General features: G+C 63.4%; 18 protein-coding genes. 16 read left to right on the top strand and 2 right to left on the bottom strand.

Annotation, left to right across the window (positions count from 1 at the left end):
• Positions 1-38: 38 nt before the first annotated feature.
• Positions 39-716, bottom strand: coding sequence for an FCD domain-containing protein (locus tag EOD15_RS03305; RefSeq protein ID WP_013529856.1), 678 nt, complete (start codon positions 714-716; stop codon positions 39-41).
• Positions 717-919: 203 nt separating this feature from the next.
• Between EOD15_RS03305 and EOD15_RS03300 the strand changes: the two genes are divergently transcribed.
• The 9 genes from EOD15_RS03300 to EOD15_RS03260 all read left to right on the top strand — a co-directional run bounded on the left by EOD15_RS03300 (position 920) and on the right by EOD15_RS03260 (position 10,019).
• A complete protein-coding gene (locus EOD15_RS03300; RefSeq protein WP_127320952.1) occupies positions 920-2,548 on the top strand; it encodes a choline dehydrogenase in 1,629 nt (542 codons plus the stop codon).
• A 290-nt stretch (positions 2,549-2,838) separates the two neighbouring features.
• Complete coding sequence (locus EOD15_RS03295; protein ID WP_027039500.1) at positions 2,839-3,990, top strand: cupin domain-containing protein; 1,152 nt, start codon at positions 2,839-2,841, stop codon at positions 3,988-3,990.
• 55 nt (positions 3,991-4,045) lie between these two features.
• On the top strand, positions 4,046-5,203 hold the full coding sequence (locus EOD15_RS03290) for a hypothetical protein (protein ID WP_127408290.1): 1,158 nt from the start codon (positions 4,046-4,048) through the stop codon (positions 5,201-5,203).
• 6 nt (positions 5,204-5,209) lie between these two features.
• Positions 5,210-5,620 (top strand): RidA family protein, encoded by a 411-nt coding sequence (locus tag EOD15_RS03285; protein WP_127267701.1) that lies wholly within the window; start codon positions 5,210-5,212, stop codon positions 5,618-5,620.
• Between the two features lie 26 nt (positions 5,621-5,646).
• The gene (locus EOD15_RS03280) at positions 5,647-6,267 is read left to right on the top strand and encodes a glutathione S-transferase family protein (RefSeq protein ID WP_013529861.1); all 621 of its coding nucleotides are present in this window, start codon (positions 5,647-5,649) and stop codon (positions 6,265-6,267) included.
• Entirely contained in the window at positions 6,267-7,196 is a 930-nt protein-coding gene (fhmpcd1, locus tag EOD15_RS03275; protein ID WP_127320953.1) for a 5-formyl-3-hydroxy-2-methylpyridine 4-carboxylate 5-dehydrogenase, read from the top strand. Before EOD15_RS03280 ends, fhmpcd1 begins: the two co-directional genes overlap by 1 nt.
• A gap of 130 nt (positions 7,197-7,326) precedes the next feature.
• Entirely contained in the window at positions 7,327-8,157 is an 831-nt protein-coding gene (locus EOD15_RS03270) for an ABC transporter ATP-binding protein (RefSeq protein ID WP_127320950.1), read from the top strand.
• Positions 8,154-8,969 carry an ABC transporter permease gene (locus EOD15_RS03265; RefSeq protein WP_127408289.1) on the top strand — a complete coding sequence of 272 codons (816 nt, stop codon included), beginning with the start codon at positions 8,154-8,156 and terminating at the stop codon, positions 8,967-8,969. Before EOD15_RS03270 ends, EOD15_RS03265 begins: the two co-directional genes overlap by 4 nt.
• 39 nt (positions 8,970-9,008) lie before the next feature.
• Positions 9,009-10,019, top strand: coding sequence for an ABC transporter substrate-binding protein (locus EOD15_RS03260; protein ID WP_127267963.1), 1,011 nt, complete (start codon positions 9,009-9,011; stop codon positions 10,017-10,019).
• A gap of 38 nt (positions 10,020-10,057) precedes the next feature.
• Here the strand turns inward: EOD15_RS03260 and EOD15_RS03255 are convergent, their stop codons facing one another.
• A complete protein-coding gene (locus EOD15_RS03255; RefSeq protein WP_127408288.1) occupies positions 10,058-10,483 on the bottom strand; it encodes a hypothetical protein in 426 nt (141 codons plus the stop codon).
• A 99-nt stretch (positions 10,484-10,582) separates the two neighbouring features.
• Here EOD15_RS03255 and EOD15_RS03250 point away from each other — a divergent pair, with 99 nt between their 5' ends.
• From EOD15_RS03250 to EOD15_RS03220, 7 genes are all read left to right on the top strand, one after another.
• Complete coding sequence (locus tag EOD15_RS03250; protein ID WP_127408287.1) at positions 10,583-11,611, top strand: BMP family protein; 1,029 nt, start codon at positions 10,583-10,585, stop codon at positions 11,609-11,611.
• Positions 11,612-11,689: 78 nt separating this feature from the next.
• On the top strand, positions 11,690-13,258 hold the full coding sequence (locus tag EOD15_RS03245) for an ABC transporter ATP-binding protein (RefSeq protein ID WP_127322564.1): 1,569 nt from the start codon (positions 11,690-11,692) through the stop codon (positions 13,256-13,258).
• Positions 13,255-14,352 (top strand): ABC transporter permease, encoded by a 1,098-nt coding sequence (locus EOD15_RS03240; protein WP_127322563.1) that lies wholly within the window; start codon positions 13,255-13,257, stop codon positions 14,350-14,352. Before EOD15_RS03245 ends, EOD15_RS03240 begins: the two co-directional genes overlap by 4 nt.
• Positions 14,353-14,354: 2 nt before the next feature.
• Entirely contained in the window at positions 14,355-15,290 is a 936-nt protein-coding gene (locus EOD15_RS03235; RefSeq protein ID WP_127326723.1) for an ABC transporter permease, read from the top strand.
• 47 nt (positions 15,291-15,337) lie between these two features.
• Positions 15,338-16,144: a 4-pyridoxolactonase gene (locus tag EOD15_RS03230; protein ID WP_127322609.1), complete on the top strand. Its 807-nt coding sequence runs from the start codon at positions 15,338-15,340 to the stop codon at positions 16,142-16,144.
• Between the two features lie 26 nt (positions 16,145-16,170).
• Positions 16,171-17,349 (top strand): alanine--glyoxylate aminotransferase family protein, encoded by a 1,179-nt coding sequence (locus EOD15_RS03225; RefSeq protein ID WP_127322608.1) that lies wholly within the window; start codon positions 16,171-16,173, stop codon positions 17,347-17,349.
• A gap of 33 nt (positions 17,350-17,382) precedes the next feature.
• Positions 17,383-17,509: SDR family NAD(P)-dependent oxidoreductase (locus EOD15_RS03220; protein WP_127408286.1), on the top strand; the 127-nt coding region annotated here is incomplete at its 3' end.

Raw genomic sequence — 17,509 nt, 5'->3', positions numbered from 1 at the left:
AATTCCCCGCACAGGCTCACTATCGGAAGCTGATACGATCACGCGGCAAAGGCGCCGGCATTCGACCGTTCCATGATCTGTCTCTGCACGGACAAAAGGTGCGCGCGCATTGCGGCCTCTGCCGCTTCGGGATCGCGCTGCGAAATCGCCTCGGCGATCAGGCGATGCTCGCCGTCGCGGTGGGCGATCCGCTTGGGGCAGGTGGGTGCCGCGGTGCGCGCAACTTTCACCCGCGCATCGACGCCGACCTGGCGCAGCATCTTGTAGAATTCCGCGGCGAGATGGTTGCGGGCCGCGGCAACGATCGCGAGATGGAAAGCGAAGTCGACCTCACCCGACGGGGCGTTCTCCGGCGTGGTTGCCGCGTCGAGGATCCGCGCCGTCTCGAAAGAGGAGGCGCGCAGCGACGCCAGTCGGGCAAGGCCCGGCTCCATGATCAGGCGCAATTCCAGGACCTCGATCGGATTGGTTACCCTGACCAGTTCCTCGCCATATCTCGGAAGGGCGGTCGGCGCCCGCCTGGCGCGCGCCGGTTTGAGGTCGCCCGAAAGGCGCAGCACTTCAAGCGCCTTGCGAAGCTGATGGCGCTTGACGCTCAGATGTTCCGCAAGATCGCGCTCGGACGGAAGCTTGCCGCCGCCCTGCTGCAACTGGCGGACCGCGGCGATGATGTCGTCGAGATCCGATGGCCCGACCTGCGGCTCGAATGCGCTCAAAACCAAATCTCCTGTCCGATCGGCAGACCGCCGACTCAACGTCCCGACATCATATTGTGACACGAAAACCTGTTCGACGGCACTCAACCAATTCAACCAATCTACAGCTGTACGCAATGGTTGACAACACCAGTTGCGCGATGGTTGACTGCCCATGTCGACGGTTGCCATCGCGGCGGGCCGTTTTCTCCCGAGGATCACGCATGCCGGCTGGCGAAACCTTTGACTACGTCATTGTCGGTGCGGGATCGGCCGGCTGCGTGCTGGCGAACCGGCTGAGCGAGGACCCTGCCGTATCGGTGCTTCTGCTGGAGGCGGGGGATTGGGACCGCGATCCGATGATCCACATCCCGCTCGGCTGGGGCAAGATACTGACCGAGCGCCGCCACGACTGGATGTATTTCTGCGAGCCCGAGGCCAATGTCGGCGGGCGCAAGGTCGAATGCGCGCGCGGCAAGGTCATCGGCGGCTCTTCCTCCACCAACGCCATGGCTTATGTGCGCGGCAATCGCGGCGACTACGATCGCTGGGCGGCAAGCGGCCTGACGGATTGGTCGTTCGACGAGGTGCTGCCCTACTTCAAGAAGCAGGAGCGCTGGGAAGCGGGGGAAAGCCGGTACCGTGGTGGCAGCGGGCCGCTGAACACCCAGTTCTGCCGGTACAAGGACGAACTGATCGATGCCTTCGCCACAGCCAGCCGTGATGCCGGATACCCGCAGACCGACGACTATAACGGCGCCATACAGGAAGGCTTCGGCCGGCTGCAGATGACAATTGCGAACGGCCGCCGCTGCTCGACCGCGACCGCCTATCTGCGGCCCGCCATGCGCCGCGGCAACGTCAAGGTGCTGACCGGCGCGATGGCGACGAAGATCCTGCTCAGGGATGGCCGTGCAACGGGCATTGCCTACACCAGAGGCGGGGCGAGCCATGAAGTTCTGGCGCGGCGCGAAGTCCTGCTTGCCGGCGGCGTCATCAACACGCCGCAGCTGATGATGCTGTCAGGCATAGGCGACAGCGGTGAGCTCGCGGCGCATGGCATCGAGACGAAGGTCGATCGTGCGGAGGTCGGAAAGAATTTGCAGGACCACGTTTCGGTCATCCTGATGTATCGGCGCAAACAGCCGGGACCGTTTCTCAAGATGATGCGGGCCGATCGTATCGGGCTGGATTTCGTCAAGACCTATCTCACCGGAAAGGGCTTTTCGGGAGATGTGCCTGGCGGCGTCGTGGCATTCCTGAAGAGCGACGCAAGCCGGCCGCTGCCGGACGTGCAGCTGCTTTTCACCGCTGCACCGCTGGGGGCATGGCCTTACATGTCGCCGTTCAAGGCGCCGTTCGCCGACGGCTTTGCGACCCGTATCGTTGCGGTGCAGCCGGAGAGCCGCGGCAGCGTCAAGCTGGCGTCGAGCGATCCGGTCGCCGCGCCGCTGATCCACCAGAACTTCCTGTCCTCGCAGCGCGACTGGCAATCGCTTCGCGCCGGCTTTCGCGTTGCGCGCAACCTTGCCAGCCAGCCGTCCATGGCTCCGTTCGTTGGCGCGGAGTTCTTTCCCGGCCCGAAATGCGAGAGCGACCAAGAGATCGACGAGCATATCCGCAAGACCTCGATCACCGTGCATCATCCGGCCGGCACGTGCCGCATGGGCGTCGATGCGGCATCGGTGGTCGATCCGGAATTGCGGGTGCGCGGCATCGCCGGACTTCGTGTCGTGGACGCCTCGGTCATGCCAGACCTCGTCTGTGGTAACATCAATGCGGCGGTCATCATGATCGCCGAAAAGGCCGCGGATCTGATCCGCAGCCGCGCTCAACAGAGCGTGGCGGCCTGATAGAGGCGGCCGGAATACAACCAAAGTCTTTTGGTTGAGACTGAAAAACTGCGTTGGTTGGACTGTCATGCGCTTCCGCATGGCCGTGGAGAAGCGGTTTCACGCCCTGATTGCGAGCCGTATCTCGCGCATTTCTAGGCTATTCTGCCTATTTCTGGGCATTTGCCTCCCAAAAATGCACCTCAACCAAAAACTTATAAAATTCGCAATTTGGCTATTGTCGAGCAAAACCAATGCGAATACGGTTGAGTTGGTTAGAAGTATTTTCTTCGTGACGAGAGGTGTCCGATATGTCCCTGGCGCAACCAGCTAACGATGTGCTCACCAACAAGAAGGCAGCACTCAAGGGCCTCTATGACGCCCTCTACGCAAAGAACATGTTTCCGTTCTGGGCGACGTCGGAAGGCGTCGACCATGACGAGATCAAGCAGCTGATGGCGACGTCGAAGGCCGTTCCCTTCGTGTGGTCCTATTCGGACATCGAGCCGCTGCTGCAGCGCGCCGCCGAACTGGTGACCATGGACGACAGTGAGCGCCGTTCGCTGATCCTGGTCAATCCCGGTCTTGCGCCCAAGCGTGCATCGGTCAGCACCATGTACACCGCCTACCGCCTGAACGATCCCGACGAGATCATGCCGCCGCACAAGCACTCGCCGAGCGCCATCCGCTTCGGCCTGACCGGCAAGGGCAATTTCACCGGCGTCGAGGGCGAAGACGTGGTTTTTGGCCCGGGCGACATGGTGCTGACGCCCAACGACGCCTGGCACAATCATGGCACCGTCGGCGGCGAGCAGGCGGTCAACCTGTCGGTGCTCGACCTGCCGCTGGTCGAAACGCTGCATGCCGTCCATTTCGACCACAAATACACCGAGATGGTCGATGGCAAGGAAGTCGAGAAGAAGGTGCAGACCGCCCGCTATCCCGGTGACTACTCACAGCGCATCTATGGCGAGGGTGGCCTGATGCCGCGTTTCGTCGACCACAAGCGCGGCGGCGGCCTGTCGTCGCCGATGTATGTCTATCGCTGGGAGAAGATGGAAGCGGTTCTCGACGCCCACAAGGATTGGGATGGCGACCCTCATGAAGGCATCGTCATCGACTATGTCGATCCGACCACCGGCGGACCCGTCTTCCACACCATCAATTTCTACGTGCAGATGCTGCGCCCCGGCGAGAAGACCTTGCCGCAGCGCGAGACCGCCAGCCTGCTCTTGGCGCCGTTCCGCGGCAACGGCCATTCGATCATCGACGGCAAACGTTATGACTGGAACCAGTTCGACACCATTGCCATACCCGGCGGTTCCTGGGTCGAGCATGTCAACGGCTCGTCGAGCGAGCCGGTGATCTTCTTCGGCGCCACTGATGCGCCGACGCAGAAGGCGCTGCTCCTCTACAAGCGCTGGGGCCGCAACCAGGCCGGCGATCTGCTCCGCCTCGTCTAGTTTCCGGCCCTTCGGCAAGCACTGTCCCGCCGCGATCGGCGGCGGGGACATCGAAATGACGTTTCAGCAGCAAGGGCGTATGCATTTGGTTTCGGCGTTCAACACCAAGCAGATCGGCCATGTCGACTGTCCAGGCGGCGGCCAGGTCTGGGTCGATGGCAACATCCTTTATATCGGTCACATGCGGCCGCCGAGCGGCACGACGCTGGTCGACATTTCCGACCCGCGCAATCCTCGCAAGATAGCCACGATCGATGTTCCGCCCGGCTGGCATTCGCACAAGGTGCGCGCCAAGGATGGGCTGATGATCATCAACCACGAGCGCTTTGGTGATGCCGGCCCGGCCGATTTCGGCGGCGGACTGGCGCTTTACGACACAACCAAGCCGGCGCAGCCCAAGCTCATCTCGAAATGGATAACCGGGGGCAAGGGCGTCCACCGCTACGACTTCGACGGCCGTTACGTCTACATCTCGCCGACCGCCGACGGTTATGTCGGCAACATCGTGATGATCCTCGACCTGATCGATCCCACGAAGCCGGTCGAGGTCGGACGCTGGTGGATACCCGGCCAGTGGACGGGTGGCGGCGAAGAATACCCGTGGCATGACTATGTCACGCCGCGTTGCCACCATCCTCTGCGCATGGGCGACCGGCTCTATGTCAGCTACTGGCATCACGGGCTGTTCATCCTCGACATTTCGGACATCACCAAGCCGAAGCTGGTCTCGCACGTCAATTCGAGCCCGAGCTTTCCGCATCCCACCCACACCTGCCTGCCGATCCCACAGCCGCTCAAGGGCCGCAACATCATGGTGGTGGCCGACGAGGATGTCGCCAAACTGCGACCTTCACCGCCGGCCTTCACCTGGATCTACGACATCACCGACGAGACCAACCCGTTGCCGATCTCGACCTTCCAGGTGCCTGGCCTCGACCCGGATGGCGCGCCGCAACCGCCGATGACGGGCTGCCACCAGCCCTCCGAGCGGTTCAATGGAACCGTCATTCCGTTTGCATGGTTCGCGCAGGGGCTGCGCCTCGTCGACATCGCCGATCCGTTCGCGCCAAAGGAAGTCGGCCATTTCATGCCCGACGCGCCGGAGGGGGCGGAGCGTTCCACGTCCAACGACGTGACCATCGACGACCGCGGCATCGTCTACCTGATCGATCGCATCCGCGGCGTCGACATCATCGAAACCAGCGTTCTCTAGGGGGGTATGTTGAGCGACAGCACGCGAAAATCCGCCAGCCACTACGCCATCGGCAACAAGAACCCGAACCTGCCGTTTCATCCGGCGGTGCGTGCGGGCGATTTCATCTTCGTCTCGGGCCAGGTGCCGAAGGACGAGAACAACAACGTGATCAGCGGCACGATCGAGGAAGAGACGCTGGCGACGCTGAAAACCATTGCGCGCGTCATCGCGCATGAAGGCGCGACGCTGTCGGATGTCGTGCGGATCACCACCTATCTCGAGGATACCCGCGATTTCGGCCGCTACAACAAGGCGTTCCTCGAAGGGATCGGCGACGCCGTTCTGGCGCGCACGACCGTCGAGGCAAAAGCGGTCATCAACACCAAGATCGAAATGGACGCCATCGTCTACAAGCCGCTCCCGGCGAGCAAGTAGACCCTGGACACTAGCGAGGAGACGACATGTACAAGCTCTTAGGCCGCCAGACATCAGGCAACGTCCAGAAGGTGCTCTTCATGCTCGAAGAGCTGGGAGCCTCCTACAAGCGCGAGGATTATGGCCGCCAGTTCGAGAACACGCAGACGGCGGAATACAAGGCACTCAACCCGACCTCCAAGGTACCGACGCTGGTCGACGGCGACACCGTGATCTGGGAGTCCAACACCATCCTGCGCTATCTCGCGGCATTCGGCGGCGAACAGTTGAATGGCGCCACGCCGGCGGAAAAGACCGAGGTCGAGCGCTGGATGGATTTCCTGCTGGCTGCGGTCAATCCGGGCTACCTGGCGGCCTTCAAGGGCGCCAAGCTCACGCCCGAAGAACAGACCGCCGAATACAAGGAACAAGTGAAGGACCTTGTCGCGCAGCTCAAGATCGTCGACGGCCACCTGGCCGGCAAGGACTTCCTGGCGCTCGGCAAGCTGACCCTTGCCGACATCGCCTGCGCGCCGATCCTGAAGCGCTGCGTCGACTTCAAGATCGACCGGCCGTCAATGCCCAATCTGGAGCGCTGGGTGGCCGCAATCGCCGCCCGGCCGGCTTTCAAGGCGGCAACCACTGCTGCTCCGGCAAAGGCGGCATGATGATCAAGCGCGCCGCTCTCATCGGACTGGGAACGATGGGTCCAGGCATCGCCGCGCGGCTTTCGCGCGGCGGGCTCGATGTGACGGCGTATGATGTTTCGCCAGGGGCAATCGAGCGCGCCCGCGGCATGCTTGATCTGGCCGGCGGCGTGCTCGACCGTCTCGACATCGAGGCGCCCGGGACTGGCGCCGGCAGCGTGCGTTTCGTCGAGACGATCGCCGAGGCCGTCGATGGCGCCGAACTGGTGATCGAGAACGTGCCCGAGAATATCGAAATCAAGGCGCAGACCTATCGCGACATCGATCCGCTGATCGGCCCGTCCGTCATCGTCGCCTCCGACACGTCGGGCATCCCGATCACCAAGCTGCAGGCGCATATCTCGCATCCCGAGCGGATGGTCGGCATGCACTGGTCGAACCCGCCGCACATCATCCCGATGATCGAGGTGATCGGCGGCGAAAAGACCGCGCCTGAAACCGTGGCTGTTATCCGCGATTTCATCCGCTCGATCGGCCTGCTGCCGGTGGTGGTGAAGAAGGACGTTCCAGGCTTCGTCGAGAACCGCGTGCTCTATGCGCTGCTGCGCGAGGCGGTCGATCTTGTCGAGCGCGGCGTCATCGAGCCGGAAGACCTCGACACCTGCGTGTCCTGGGGCATCGGCTACAAGATCGCGGTCATCGGTCCGATGGCGCTGCTCGATATGGCGGGGCTGGATATCTACAAATCCGTCTCGTCTTTCCTCAATGCCGATCTCTCCAACCGCGACGATGTCGCGCCGATGGTGCTGGAGAAGACAGCTGCGTCGAAGTTCGGCATCAAGTCGGGCGAGGGCATGTTTGCCTACACGCCCGAGCAGACAAAGGCGCTGCAAGGTGAACGGGCGCGCAAGCTCGTCGCGGTGCGGCGCGTCCTGGAAGGCCGGGAGTAGCCAATGTCACATGGTGCGCAGAGGGCAGGCCGGTTCGAGGAGTTCCACCGGTCGGCTGTTTGTGTGAAGGGCGCCTTCGCCATCAAGATGGTGCGGGTGCGACAGAAAACAGCGCGCGGGGCGGCAAGCCATGCGCATTGAAACCATCCGGGCCGCCGGCGACAAGCCGGCCCATATCCGCCATGACGATCTGATCTCCGCCAAGGGCGTTTCGGTGGTCATGGCCCGTCAGCTGATCCTCAGGAACATCGATCTTTCGGTGCCAAAGGGATCGTTCGTTTCCCTTATCGGCCCTTCCGGCTGCGGCAAGAGCACCTTGCTCAAGGTGCTGGCCGGGCTGGTGCAGCCGACCCAGGGCAGCGTTTCGATCGCCGGGCTCGCGCCGATCGAGGCGGCGCGCAAGCGGATGATCGGCCTCGTCTTCCAGGACGCCAACCTGCTTCCCTGGAAAAACGCCGTCGACAATGCCTCGCTGCTGCTCGGCATTGCCGACAAGTCGCTGTCGCGCTCGGATCTGCGGGCGCGCGGGCAGGAGATGCTGGAACTGGTGGGGCTGGGCGACAGCGCCCACAAGCGGCCAAACGAGCTGTCGGGCGGCATGCGGCAGCGGGTCGCCATTGCACGGGCCCTGGCGCTCGATCCGGCGGTCCTGCTGATGGACGAACCGTTCGGCGCGCTCGATGCCATCACCCGCGATTCGATGGGCCAGTCGCTGCTGGAGATCTGGCAGCGGACCGGCAAGACGATCGTGCTCGTCACCCATTCCATCGACGAGGCCATCCATCTGTCGCGCCATGTTCACGTGCTGGGGATCAAGCCCGGGCGGATCACCGAGAGCCTCGACATTGCGCTGCCTTATCCGCGCGACCTGTCGGTCACCGAAGATCCGGAGTTCGTCAGGCTGGTGGTCCAGTTGCGGACGATGCTGCGCTCCAGCCATCAACCGGGAGGCGCGTCTTGAGCGACCAGCCCATCACCGATCTTTCCGAGCCGCGCCTCGCCTCCAGCTGGAGTGCGGCGACCGGCAGCTGGCTGCCGGCGGTTATCCTCCTGCTGGTGACGATCATGGCGTGGGAAGCCGCCGTGCGGATCTTTGCCATATCCGCTTTCATCATTCCCGCCCCGTCCGAGATCGCGAAGTCGCTGGTCGCGCAATGGGGCACGCTGATGCAGGCGACGCTGGTGACGGCGGGCGAGATCCTGTTCGGCTTCCTGGTCTCGGTCGTGGTCGGCATCGCCATTGCGCTGCTCATCGTGCGCTTCGATTGGTTGGGACGCGCCCTGTATCCGCTGGTGGTGCTGTTCCAGAACGTGCCGAAAGTCGCGCTCGCGCCGATCTTCATCCTCTGGTTCGGATATGGACTGGCGCCCAAGATCGGCCTGATCCTGGTCATCGCCTTCTTCCCGGTGACGCTCTCCATGCTGGCCGGCATGCAATCGGTCGACCGCTCGCTGCTGTCGCTGATGAATTCGGTCGGGGCCAGCCAGACGCAGATCCTGTTCAGGATCCGCGTTCCGCACTCGCTGCCGAACCTTATGGCCGGAACCAAGATCGCCGCCACGTTGAGCGTGATCGGCGCCATCGTCGGCGAATTTGCCGGGGCGTCGGACGGTCTCGGCTACGTCATCCAGTTCGCTTCGACCCAGCTCGACACGGCGCTGGTCTTCGCAGCGCTGCTGCTCGTTTCCGTGCTTGGCATCGCCTTCTACTACGCCGCCGAAATCCTCGAACGCATCGTGGTGCCGTGGGCGCCGAAATTCAGCCAGTCCTAGGCCCACTCGATCAACCAAATTCATAAAGGGGAACAAAACATGCTGAGACGGTCACTTATCAAGGCAGCTACCTTAGCAGCTTTTGTCGGCGCGCTCGGCTTCTCCAGCGCGGCTCTGGCGGCCGACAAGGTCAACGTCCAGCTCGACTGGGTGGTGCGCGGCAATCACGCCATGTTCTTCGTCGGCAAGGAAAAGGGCTTCTTCGCCAAGAACGACATCGATGTGGCCGAGATCCGCAAGGGATCCGGCTCGCCGGACGCGATGCGGCTGGTGGGCAATGAGAACGCGGATTTCGGGTTCGGCGATCTTCCCACGCTTGCCGTCGCACGCTCGCAGAATGTTCCGGTCGTGGCGCTGGCGGCTGTCAACCAGCACTCGCCGCTGGGGATCATTTCGCTGGCCAAGACGCTGAAGCTCACCAAGCCGTCCGACCTCAAGGGACTGACCATCGGCATTCATCCGGCCGGCTCCACCTACATCTTCTTCAAGGGTTTCCTGGCCGCCAACGGCCTGACCGAAAAGGACATGACGCTGAACAGCGTCTCGCCTCCCTATGAAAGCTATTTGCTGCTTGGCCGGGTTCAGACGGTCGTCGGCTATATCGATGCGGAGGTTCCCGAACTGGAAGCGAAGGCCGGAGGCCCCGGCTCGCTCAGCATCATGATGGGGGCGGACCATGGGTGGAAAGCCTATGGCTCGGGCCTGTTCACCTCGCAGGCGATGATCAAGGACAAGCCGGACGTCGTACGCCGCTTCGTCAAGGCATACAGGGAGGCCTTCGACTATGTCGTGGCTCATCCGGAAGAGGCCGCCGAGATCACGGCCAAGGCCGCGCCCGGCTATGCGGAGAAAAAGGATGTACTGCTGGCGCAGATCAACGCCGACATCGCATCGACGTTCAGCAGCCCCGACACAAAGGAACACGGTCTTGGCTGGATGACGAAGACGCAGTGGGAGGAGACCCTGAAGACGCTGACGGACCAGGGCGTGCTCAAGACGGCTCTGTCGGCGGACGACGTCTTCACCGACGCATTCCTGGCAAAAGAATAAGGGGCGCGCGGTGTTCGAACGGAAAGCCCGATGACCGCCTACCGGCAGACCAGGCTGTCCCGCGCGATGCCGCAGGACACATCACGCTCGCCTTTCGCCGCATCGGTGCGGTCGAGCGTGACCTGCACGCGGGTGGCATATGCGCGGCTCGCCAGACCGCACCACAGCCGCTCGACGGGCAGGTTCTCGCGCTTGTCGTTGAGGATCGTGAACGTGCCGGTCTTCGCATCGAACCAGAGCTCGACGCGGGTCTTCTTGCCCGGCTCGACCGTTGCGATCCCGGCTGAATACCAGTGGGCGAAGTCGGCGTTGCAGGAGAGGCTTTCGCTGCCCGCATTCGAAATCGTCAACGGAACCATGTCGAGCCCGTCAGTGCCGGTGCGGACGGTGACATGGTGCAACTCAACCGCGTTGGCGAAGGACGACAACGCCAGCATCACCGGAAGGGCATAACGGATCTTCACTTTGCCTGAGCTCCAAAATGTAATTTTTCCTAGGCAGTCTATCTCGCTTTTGCGCAATAACAATAAGAATATCGATGGTAAAACAACAGAGAGGGTAACATGTTAAAGCTTCTTAAGAGCAGTGTAAGTGCAGCTATATTGACCGGTGTCTTGATGAGCGGCGCGCTTGCCGGCGAGGTCAAGTCGATCGCCATCCTGACGCCCGAAGAAGGCACGGACTATGGCTGGAACCAGCAAGGCATCGACGCCGCCAAGGCGGCAGGCAAGGCCGCCGGCGTCGAAGTGGTCGTGGCGCAGGGCCTCGGCTATGGCGATGTTCGTCCGACCCTGCGGGAACTTGCCTCCGACGGCGCCAGCCTGCTGATCGCCCATGCCAGCGGCTACAACACCTCGGCGCCCGAAATCGCCAAGGAACTGAAAGTTCCGGTGGCGATCGTCGACACGCCAGCCGGCCTGGAGAAGGGCCTCGTCGCCGACTATACGCTGAGCGGCCACGAGGGTGCCTATCTGGCCGGCCGTCTCGCCGCCAAGGTGTCGCGTTCCAAGTCGGTCGGCATCGTCGTCTCGGGCGAACCGCCATCGTGGAATTCGCAGTCGGCGGCGTTCGCACAAGGCGTGAAGGCGGAAAATCCTGAGGTCAAGATCACCTATGCGGTGATCGGCCCTGCCGCCTACAGCGATGCGGCCGGCGGCAAGCGCGTCACCGAAAGCGTGATCGCATCGGGTGCCGACATCATCTTCGGCCAAGGCAACGGTTCGAGCTTCGGCATGCTGCAGGCGGTCGAGACGACCAAGGCAGCCGATGGCGGCAAGGTCTATTTCATCGACGTAATCGGCGACAAGTCACCGATCGACAAGGGCTTCCTGCTGTCGTCGGTGGTGTGGAACATCGAGCCGGTCTATGCGGCGATGATTGCCGACCTGAAGGCCGACACATTCGGCACCAAACACTATACGATCGGCCTCAAGGACGACTCGGTCAAGCTGCTGAAGACCGCTGCGATCCCGGACAATGCCTGGACGGAAATCCAGGCGCTGCGCGAGGACGTCATTTCCGGCAAGATCAAGGTCGAGCCGGTCTATGACGCGGCCGCCGTCAGGGCACTGATGACCAGCGTCGCCCAGTAAGGCGATCACGGTCGGCTGCCGGAGGGGTGATCCGTTCACCCCTCCGGACGATTCCCGTTTTTTTGGTGCTGGGCTTTCATGAGCGGTTTTTCTTCATCGTCCGTTGCAGGGCGCGACATCGTCGCGCTTGAAGGCGTGACCAAACGGTTCCCCGGCATCGTTGCCAATGACAGCGTCGACCTGTCGATCCGCCCGGGCGAAGTGCATGTGTTGCTGGGCGAGAACGGCGCTGGAAAATCGACACTGATCGGCATGTTGTCCGGCCTGCAGCAGCCGGACGAAGGACGCATACTGGTCGACGGCAAACCGACGCCGATCACCTCGCCGCGCCATGCGCTGGCACTCGGCATCGGCACCGTATTCCAGCACATGATGCTGGTGCCGACGCTGACGGTGGCGGAGAACCTTCTGCTTGGCGGGCCGTGGTGGCAGCGCCCCAGGACCGAGGAACTGGCGGCGCGCGTCGCCGAGATCACCGGCATGCTCGGCATCACCGTCAAGCTTCAAGCCAAGGTATCGGAGTTGTCGCTCGGCGAGCAGCAGCAGGTCGAGATCCTGCGCGCGATGCTGCGCAACAGCCGGCTGCTCATCCTTGACGAGTCCACCTCCATGCTGACGCCGAAAGGCATCGACGAACTCGGCGCACTGATGCGCCGCCTTGTCGAGCAGGGCCTGGCGATCGTCTTCATCACCCATAAGCTCAAGGAGGCGGCTGCCTTTGGCGATCGCATCTCGGTGCTGAAGCTCGGCCGCAAGGTCGGCGAGATCCCGCCCGAGCGGTTTCGCACGCTGGGCGAACAGGAGATCGTCTCCGAGATCGTGGAATTGATGTTCGGCAAGCAGAAGGATGACCCGGAAGCCGTCGAGCGTCCTGTCCGCACTGCCCGCGCCGGAACGGCCCCGCTGCTTCAGGTCGCGGATCTGGCGGTCGCGCCGACGGACAATGCGCCGGGCCTGTCGTCGATCTCCTTCGATATCCGCCCCGGCGAGATCCTGGGCATAGCCGGCATCGACGGCAACGGCCAGAAGCAACTGGCGGAAGCGCTGGCCGGCCAGCGTACAGCTGCCGGCGGCTCGATACGGCTGGACGGCGCCGCCATCGAGACGCTGAGCGTCGGCGAGCGCCGCCGGCGCGGCCTTCGCTACCTGACCGACGACCGGCTGGGCGAGGGCACTGTCGGAACCTTCCCGGTCTCGATCAACTTCTTCCTCAAGCAGGTCGGCGCGGCCCCGTTCTGGCGCAACGGCGTCGAGAAGCGCGCGGAGATCGACAAGCGCGCCGCGCAGCTCGTGCGCGAATACGACGTGCGTACGCCGAGCCTGAAGACGCCCGTCGCGCGGCTGTCCGGCGGCAACATCCAGAAGGTGCTTCTGGCACGGGAACTGGCTGAAGGCGCCCAGGTGGTGATCTTCAACAAGCCGACCTACGGGCTCGATCTCGCCAACACTTTGGCGTCGCGCCAGCGCATCCGCGACACGGCGGCGCGTGGCCTTGCGGTGCTGCTGATCTCCACCGACCTCGAGGAATTGCTTGGTCTGTGCGACCGCATCGCCGTCATCGCCGATGGCGCTTTGGTCGGCACCGTCGAGAACGTAGACGACGCCCGCACCAAGGTCGGTCGCCTGATGATCGGACTTGCCGCATGAGCATCGACACCGCACCCACGGTCAGTGCTACCGCACTCGATGCCACGAGCGGGGCAACGACGCGTCGCGACATCGCGCATCGGTTGCTGATGACGCTCGGCCCGATCCTCGTCGCTCTCGTCATAGCCGGCTGTATCCTGCTTGCGGTCGGCGTCGACCCGCTCGCCTACTACGGCTTCGTGCTGGAGAAAGGACTGTTCTCGCCGCTCGGCATCCAGCAGACGCTGACGCGCATGGCGCCGCTGCTGTTTCTTGCCGCCGGCCTGATCGTGGCCTTTCGCGCCGGCATGTGGAATCTCGGCGGCGATGGCCAGTTCCTGCTCGGCGCGGTGACGGCGGCGGCCAGCGCTCCTATGTTCGTGCAGGTCATGCCAGCCTGGCTGGCGCTGGTCTGCTCGTTCCTCATCGCCATGGTGGTGGCGATGATCTGGTCGCTGGTGCCGGCCCTGCTGCGTGCCTATCAGGGCGTCAACGAGATCATCACCACGCTGATGATGACGTTCCTCGGCACCTCGCTCGCCAATGTGCTGGTCAAGCTGGCGTTTCGCGACCCGAACACGACCGTGCCGCAGACGCGCACGCTGCCGGTGGAGGACCGGCTGCCGCGCCTGTTCGAAACGACCATCACCAGCGGCTTGCTGCTTGGGCTGGCGGCGATCGTCATCGTGCATCTGGTGATGACGCGCACGGCGTTCGGGCTGAAGCTGAGGATCGTCGGCGCCAATCCACGCGCGGCGGTTCACTCGGGGCTCGGCGTCCCCGGCCTGACCGTCGCCGTCTTTGCCATTTCGGCCGGGCTGGCCGGGCTTGCCGGCGCCGTCGACATCATCGGCGTCCAGGGCAATGTCCGCGCCGACTGGAATCCCGCCTACGGGCTTGCCGTGATTCCCGCCGTGTTTCTCGCCCGCATGAACGGCTTTGCAGCCATCGGCTTCGTGTTCCTGCTTTCGGTGCTTTCGATCGGCGGCGAGAGCGCGGCGCGCCGGCTCGGCGTGCCCAATCATTTCACTCTGGTGCTGGTTTCCATCGTGCTGATCGTGCTCGCGCTCGCCGAATATTTCGATCACCGATACAACCAGTCGCGGAGGGCCTAGGCATGACCGGGCTGTTCAGCGAAGTCTTTCTCAGCGCGCTCCTGTTCGGCGCCGTCACCGCGGCGATCCCGCTGCTGCTTGCCGGGCTCGGCGAGCAGATCTCCGAGAAGGCGGGCGTGCTCAATATCGGCATCGAAGGCATGATGCTGGCCGGCGCCTATCTCGGCTTTGTCGGCGCTTTCTATTCCGGGTCGCTGTGGCTGGGCTTTCTCACCGGTGCCGTCGGGGGTGCTGCGGTGGCGCTTGTCATGGCGCTGCTTTGCGTGCGCATCGGGCTGAACCAGATCGTCATCGGCATCGCGCTGACCTTGGGGCTCGAGGGCCTGACGGCACTGCTCCACCATTTCCAGTTCTCACGCAGCTACCCGCGCCTGCCCGCGGCGGAGGCGACCGTCATTCCGCTGCTTTCGGACATCCCGGTCATCGGGCCTGCATTCTTCAAGCATCATCTGATCGTCTATCTGGCGGTCGCGCTGGTTTTCGGCATGAGCTACCTCTATCGGCGCACGCAACTCGGCCTCAATTTGCAGGCGGCAGGCGACAAGCCGGCCGCGCTCGATGTCGCCGGCATCGATGTCGTGCGGACCCGCACCATCGCCGTGTTGACGACCGGAGCGCTGGCTGGGCTCGGCGGCGCCTATCTCGCCAATGTCGGGGCTGGGCTGTTCATTCCGTTCATCACCAATGGCGCGGGCTTTCTCGGCATCGTGCTGGCCATGCTGGCGCGCGGTCGCCCGATCTGGGTGCTGTTCGGTGCGTTGCTGTTCGGCGTCTGCCTATCGCTGACGACGGCCATGCAGGTGGCCGGGATCAACATACCGACCGACATCATCCAGATGCTGCCGTTCCTGGCGGTGATGATCATGCTGGTGCTGTTCGGCCGGCGCGCGAGCCTGCCGGCGGCGCTCGGCATTCCATACGAGCGCGGCGCGCGCTGAGGACAATTCATGCGCGGATGGGACCCGCGCCAATAAAGGAGGCAAGAATGTCGGATACCAAGGTTTATCTGCTCGACGGCGGCTCGCTCGTTCTCGACGGCTATCATGTGTTCTGGAATCGCGGCCCTGGCGGCGAAGTGCGCTTCCCGGTCTATTCGATCCTGATCGAACATGCCGAGGGCCGGTTCCTCATCGACACCGGCTACGACTACGATCATGTGATGAAGGTGCTGCCGTTCGAAAAGCCGATCCAGGAAAAGCACCAGACCATCCCCGGCGCCCTGGCGCTGCTCGGTCTCGAACCGAAGGACATCGACGTCGTCGTCAATTCGCATTTCCACTTCGACCATTGCGGCGGCAACAAATATTTTCCGCATGCCAAGAAGATCTGTCATCGGGCCGAGGTGCCGCAGGCGTGCGATCCCCAGCCTTTCGAGCATCTCGGCTATTCCGATCTGAGCTTTTCGGCGGAGGCTGCCGAAGCGCGTGGCGCGACCGGGCAATTGCTTGCGGGAACGACACGGGCGAATTCGACCTTCGAGGGCATCGATGGCGACGTTGAGCTTGCCAGGGGCGTCCGGCTGATCTCGACGCCCGGTCATTCGATCGGCCATTACAGCCTGCTGGTCGAGTTTCCCAAGCGCAAGCCGATCATGTTCACGATCGACGCGGCCTATACGCAGAAGAGCCTTGAAACGCTGTGCCAGGCGGCCTTCCACATCGACCCGGTGGCGGGCGTCAATTCGATGCGCAAGGTGAAGAAACTTGCCGAGGACCATGGCGCCGAGCTGATGTACTCGCACGACATGGACAACTTCAAGACCTACAGGACCGGCACGCAATTCTACGGCTGACCCCCGCCAATCCGGAGACCAAGACGATGCGTTATCTCGAACATGCCGATCCGGTCATCACCCTGACCGCGGGGCCGGTGAACGCCTATGCCGAAGTGCTGCGCGGCCTCGGGCGCACGGTGCTCTACGACTACGACCCGGCGTTCCAGCTTTTCTACGAAGGTGTGGTCGACAAGGCGCAAAAGGCGATGCGGCTGTCGAACAAGCCGGTCATCCTGCATGGCGAGCCGGTGCTTGGCCTGGAGGCCGCCGCGGCCTCGCTGATCGAGCCGGACGATGTCGTGCTCAACCTTGCCTCAGGCGTTTACGGCAAGGGGTTCGGCTATTGGGCGAAGCGTTATTCGCCACATCTGCTCGAGATCGAGGTGCCCTATAACGAGGCGATCGATCCGCAGGAGGTCGAGGCAATGCTGAAGGCGCATCCGGAGATCACCGTCGTTTCCGTCTGCCACCACGACACGCCGTCCGGCACCATCAATCCGATCGACGCCATCGGTGCGCTGGTTTCGGCGCATGGCGGCTACCTCATCGTCGATGCCGTCTCGTCCTTTGGCGGCATGAAGACGCATCCCGAGGACTGCAAGGCCGATATCTACGTCACCGGCCCGAACAAATGCCTGGGCGCGCCTCCCGGCCTCACGATGATGGGTGTCAGCGAGCGGGCCTGGGCCAAGATGAAGGCCAATCCCCTGGCGCCGCGCGCGTCGATGCTCAGCATCGTCGACTGGGAGCATGCGTGGTCGCGGGACAAGCCGTTTCCATTCACGCCGTCGGTCTCGGAGATCAACGGGCTCGATGTCGCGCTCGACCTCTACCTCAATGAGGGACCGGAGGCGGTGTGGGCGCGCCATGCACTCACCGCCAAGGCCATGCGCGCCGGCGTCGCAGCGATGGGCCTGTCGATCTGGGCCGCCAGCGACAAGATCGCGTCGCCGACCACGACCGCTGTCCGCACGCCCGACGGTGTCGACGAGAAGGCGCTTCGCCAGGCCGCGCGCGCCCGCTACGGCGTGGTGTTTTCGTCTGGCCGTGGCGAGACCTTGGGGAAGCTGACACGCATCGGCCATATGGGACCGACAGCCCAGCCGATCTATGCGATCGCGGCGCTGACGGCACTGGGCGGCGCCATGAATGCGGCCGGTCAGAAACTGGCGATCGGCAAGGGCATCGACGCGGCGCTGGCCGTGATCGACGCCGACGCCTGAACAGACATCACCACGGATTGAGGGAGCATTTTCATGACTGAACGGCTTGCGGGAAAGACGGCCCTGGTTACAGGCGCCGCGCAGGGTATCGGCAGGGCGATCGCAGCGCGGCTTGCCGCCGACGGGGCAACCGTCATCGTCAGCGACATCAATGCCGAAG

The organism is Mesorhizobium sp. M7A.T.Ca.US.000.02.2.1 (genome assembly GCF_003996995.1).
In the GTDB taxonomy this organism is placed as follows: Bacteria; Pseudomonadota; Alphaproteobacteria; order Rhizobiales; family Rhizobiaceae; genus Mesorhizobium.
The sequence above is the reverse complement of the archived record's forward strand: the minus strand, read 5'-3'. Positions and strand labels throughout refer to the sequence as shown.

What these genes read in the sequence shown, in the direction of transcription:
- EOD15_RS03300 (WP_127320952.1), top strand. Translation starts at nt 920, where the DNA reads ATGCCGGCTGGCGAAACCTTTGACTACGTCATTGTCGGTGCGGGATCG.
- EOD15_RS03295 (WP_027039500.1), top strand. Translation starts at nt 2,839, where the DNA reads ATGTCCCTGGCGCAACCAGCTAACGATGTGCTCACCAACAAGAAGGCA.
- EOD15_RS03290 (WP_127408290.1), top strand. Translation starts at nt 4,046, where the DNA reads ATGACGTTTCAGCAGCAAGGGCGTATGCATTTGGTTTCGGCGTTCAAC.
- EOD15_RS03285 (WP_127267701.1), top strand. Translation starts at nt 5,210, where the DNA reads ATGTTGAGCGACAGCACGCGAAAATCCGCCAGCCACTACGCCATCGGC.
- EOD15_RS03280 (WP_013529861.1), top strand. Translation starts at nt 5,647, where the DNA reads ATGTACAAGCTCTTAGGCCGCCAGACATCAGGCAACGTCCAGAAGGTG.
- fhmpcd1 (WP_127320953.1), top strand. Translation starts at nt 6,267, where the DNA reads ATGATCAAGCGCGCCGCTCTCATCGGACTGGGAACGATGGGTCCAGGC.
- EOD15_RS03270 (WP_127320950.1), top strand. Translation starts at nt 7,327, where the DNA reads ATGCGCATTGAAACCATCCGGGCCGCCGGCGACAAGCCGGCCCATATC.
- EOD15_RS03260 (WP_127267963.1), top strand. Translation starts at nt 9,009, where the DNA reads ATGCTGAGACGGTCACTTATCAAGGCAGCTACCTTAGCAGCTTTTGTC.
- EOD15_RS03250 (WP_127408287.1), top strand. Translation starts at nt 10,583, where the DNA reads ATGTTAAAGCTTCTTAAGAGCAGTGTAAGTGCAGCTATATTGACCGGT.
- EOD15_RS03245 (WP_127322564.1), top strand. Translation starts at nt 11,690, where the DNA reads ATGAGCGGTTTTTCTTCATCGTCCGTTGCAGGGCGCGACATCGTCGCG.
- EOD15_RS03240 (WP_127322563.1), top strand. Translation starts at nt 13,255, where the DNA reads ATGAGCATCGACACCGCACCCACGGTCAGTGCTACCGCACTCGATGCC.
- EOD15_RS03235 (WP_127326723.1), top strand. Translation starts at nt 14,355, where the DNA reads ATGACCGGGCTGTTCAGCGAAGTCTTTCTCAGCGCGCTCCTGTTCGGC.
- EOD15_RS03230 (WP_127322609.1), top strand. Translation starts at nt 15,338, where the DNA reads ATGTCGGATACCAAGGTTTATCTGCTCGACGGCGGCTCGCTCGTTCTC.
- EOD15_RS03225 (WP_127322608.1), top strand. Translation starts at nt 16,171, where the DNA reads ATGCGTTATCTCGAACATGCCGATCCGGTCATCACCCTGACCGCGGGG.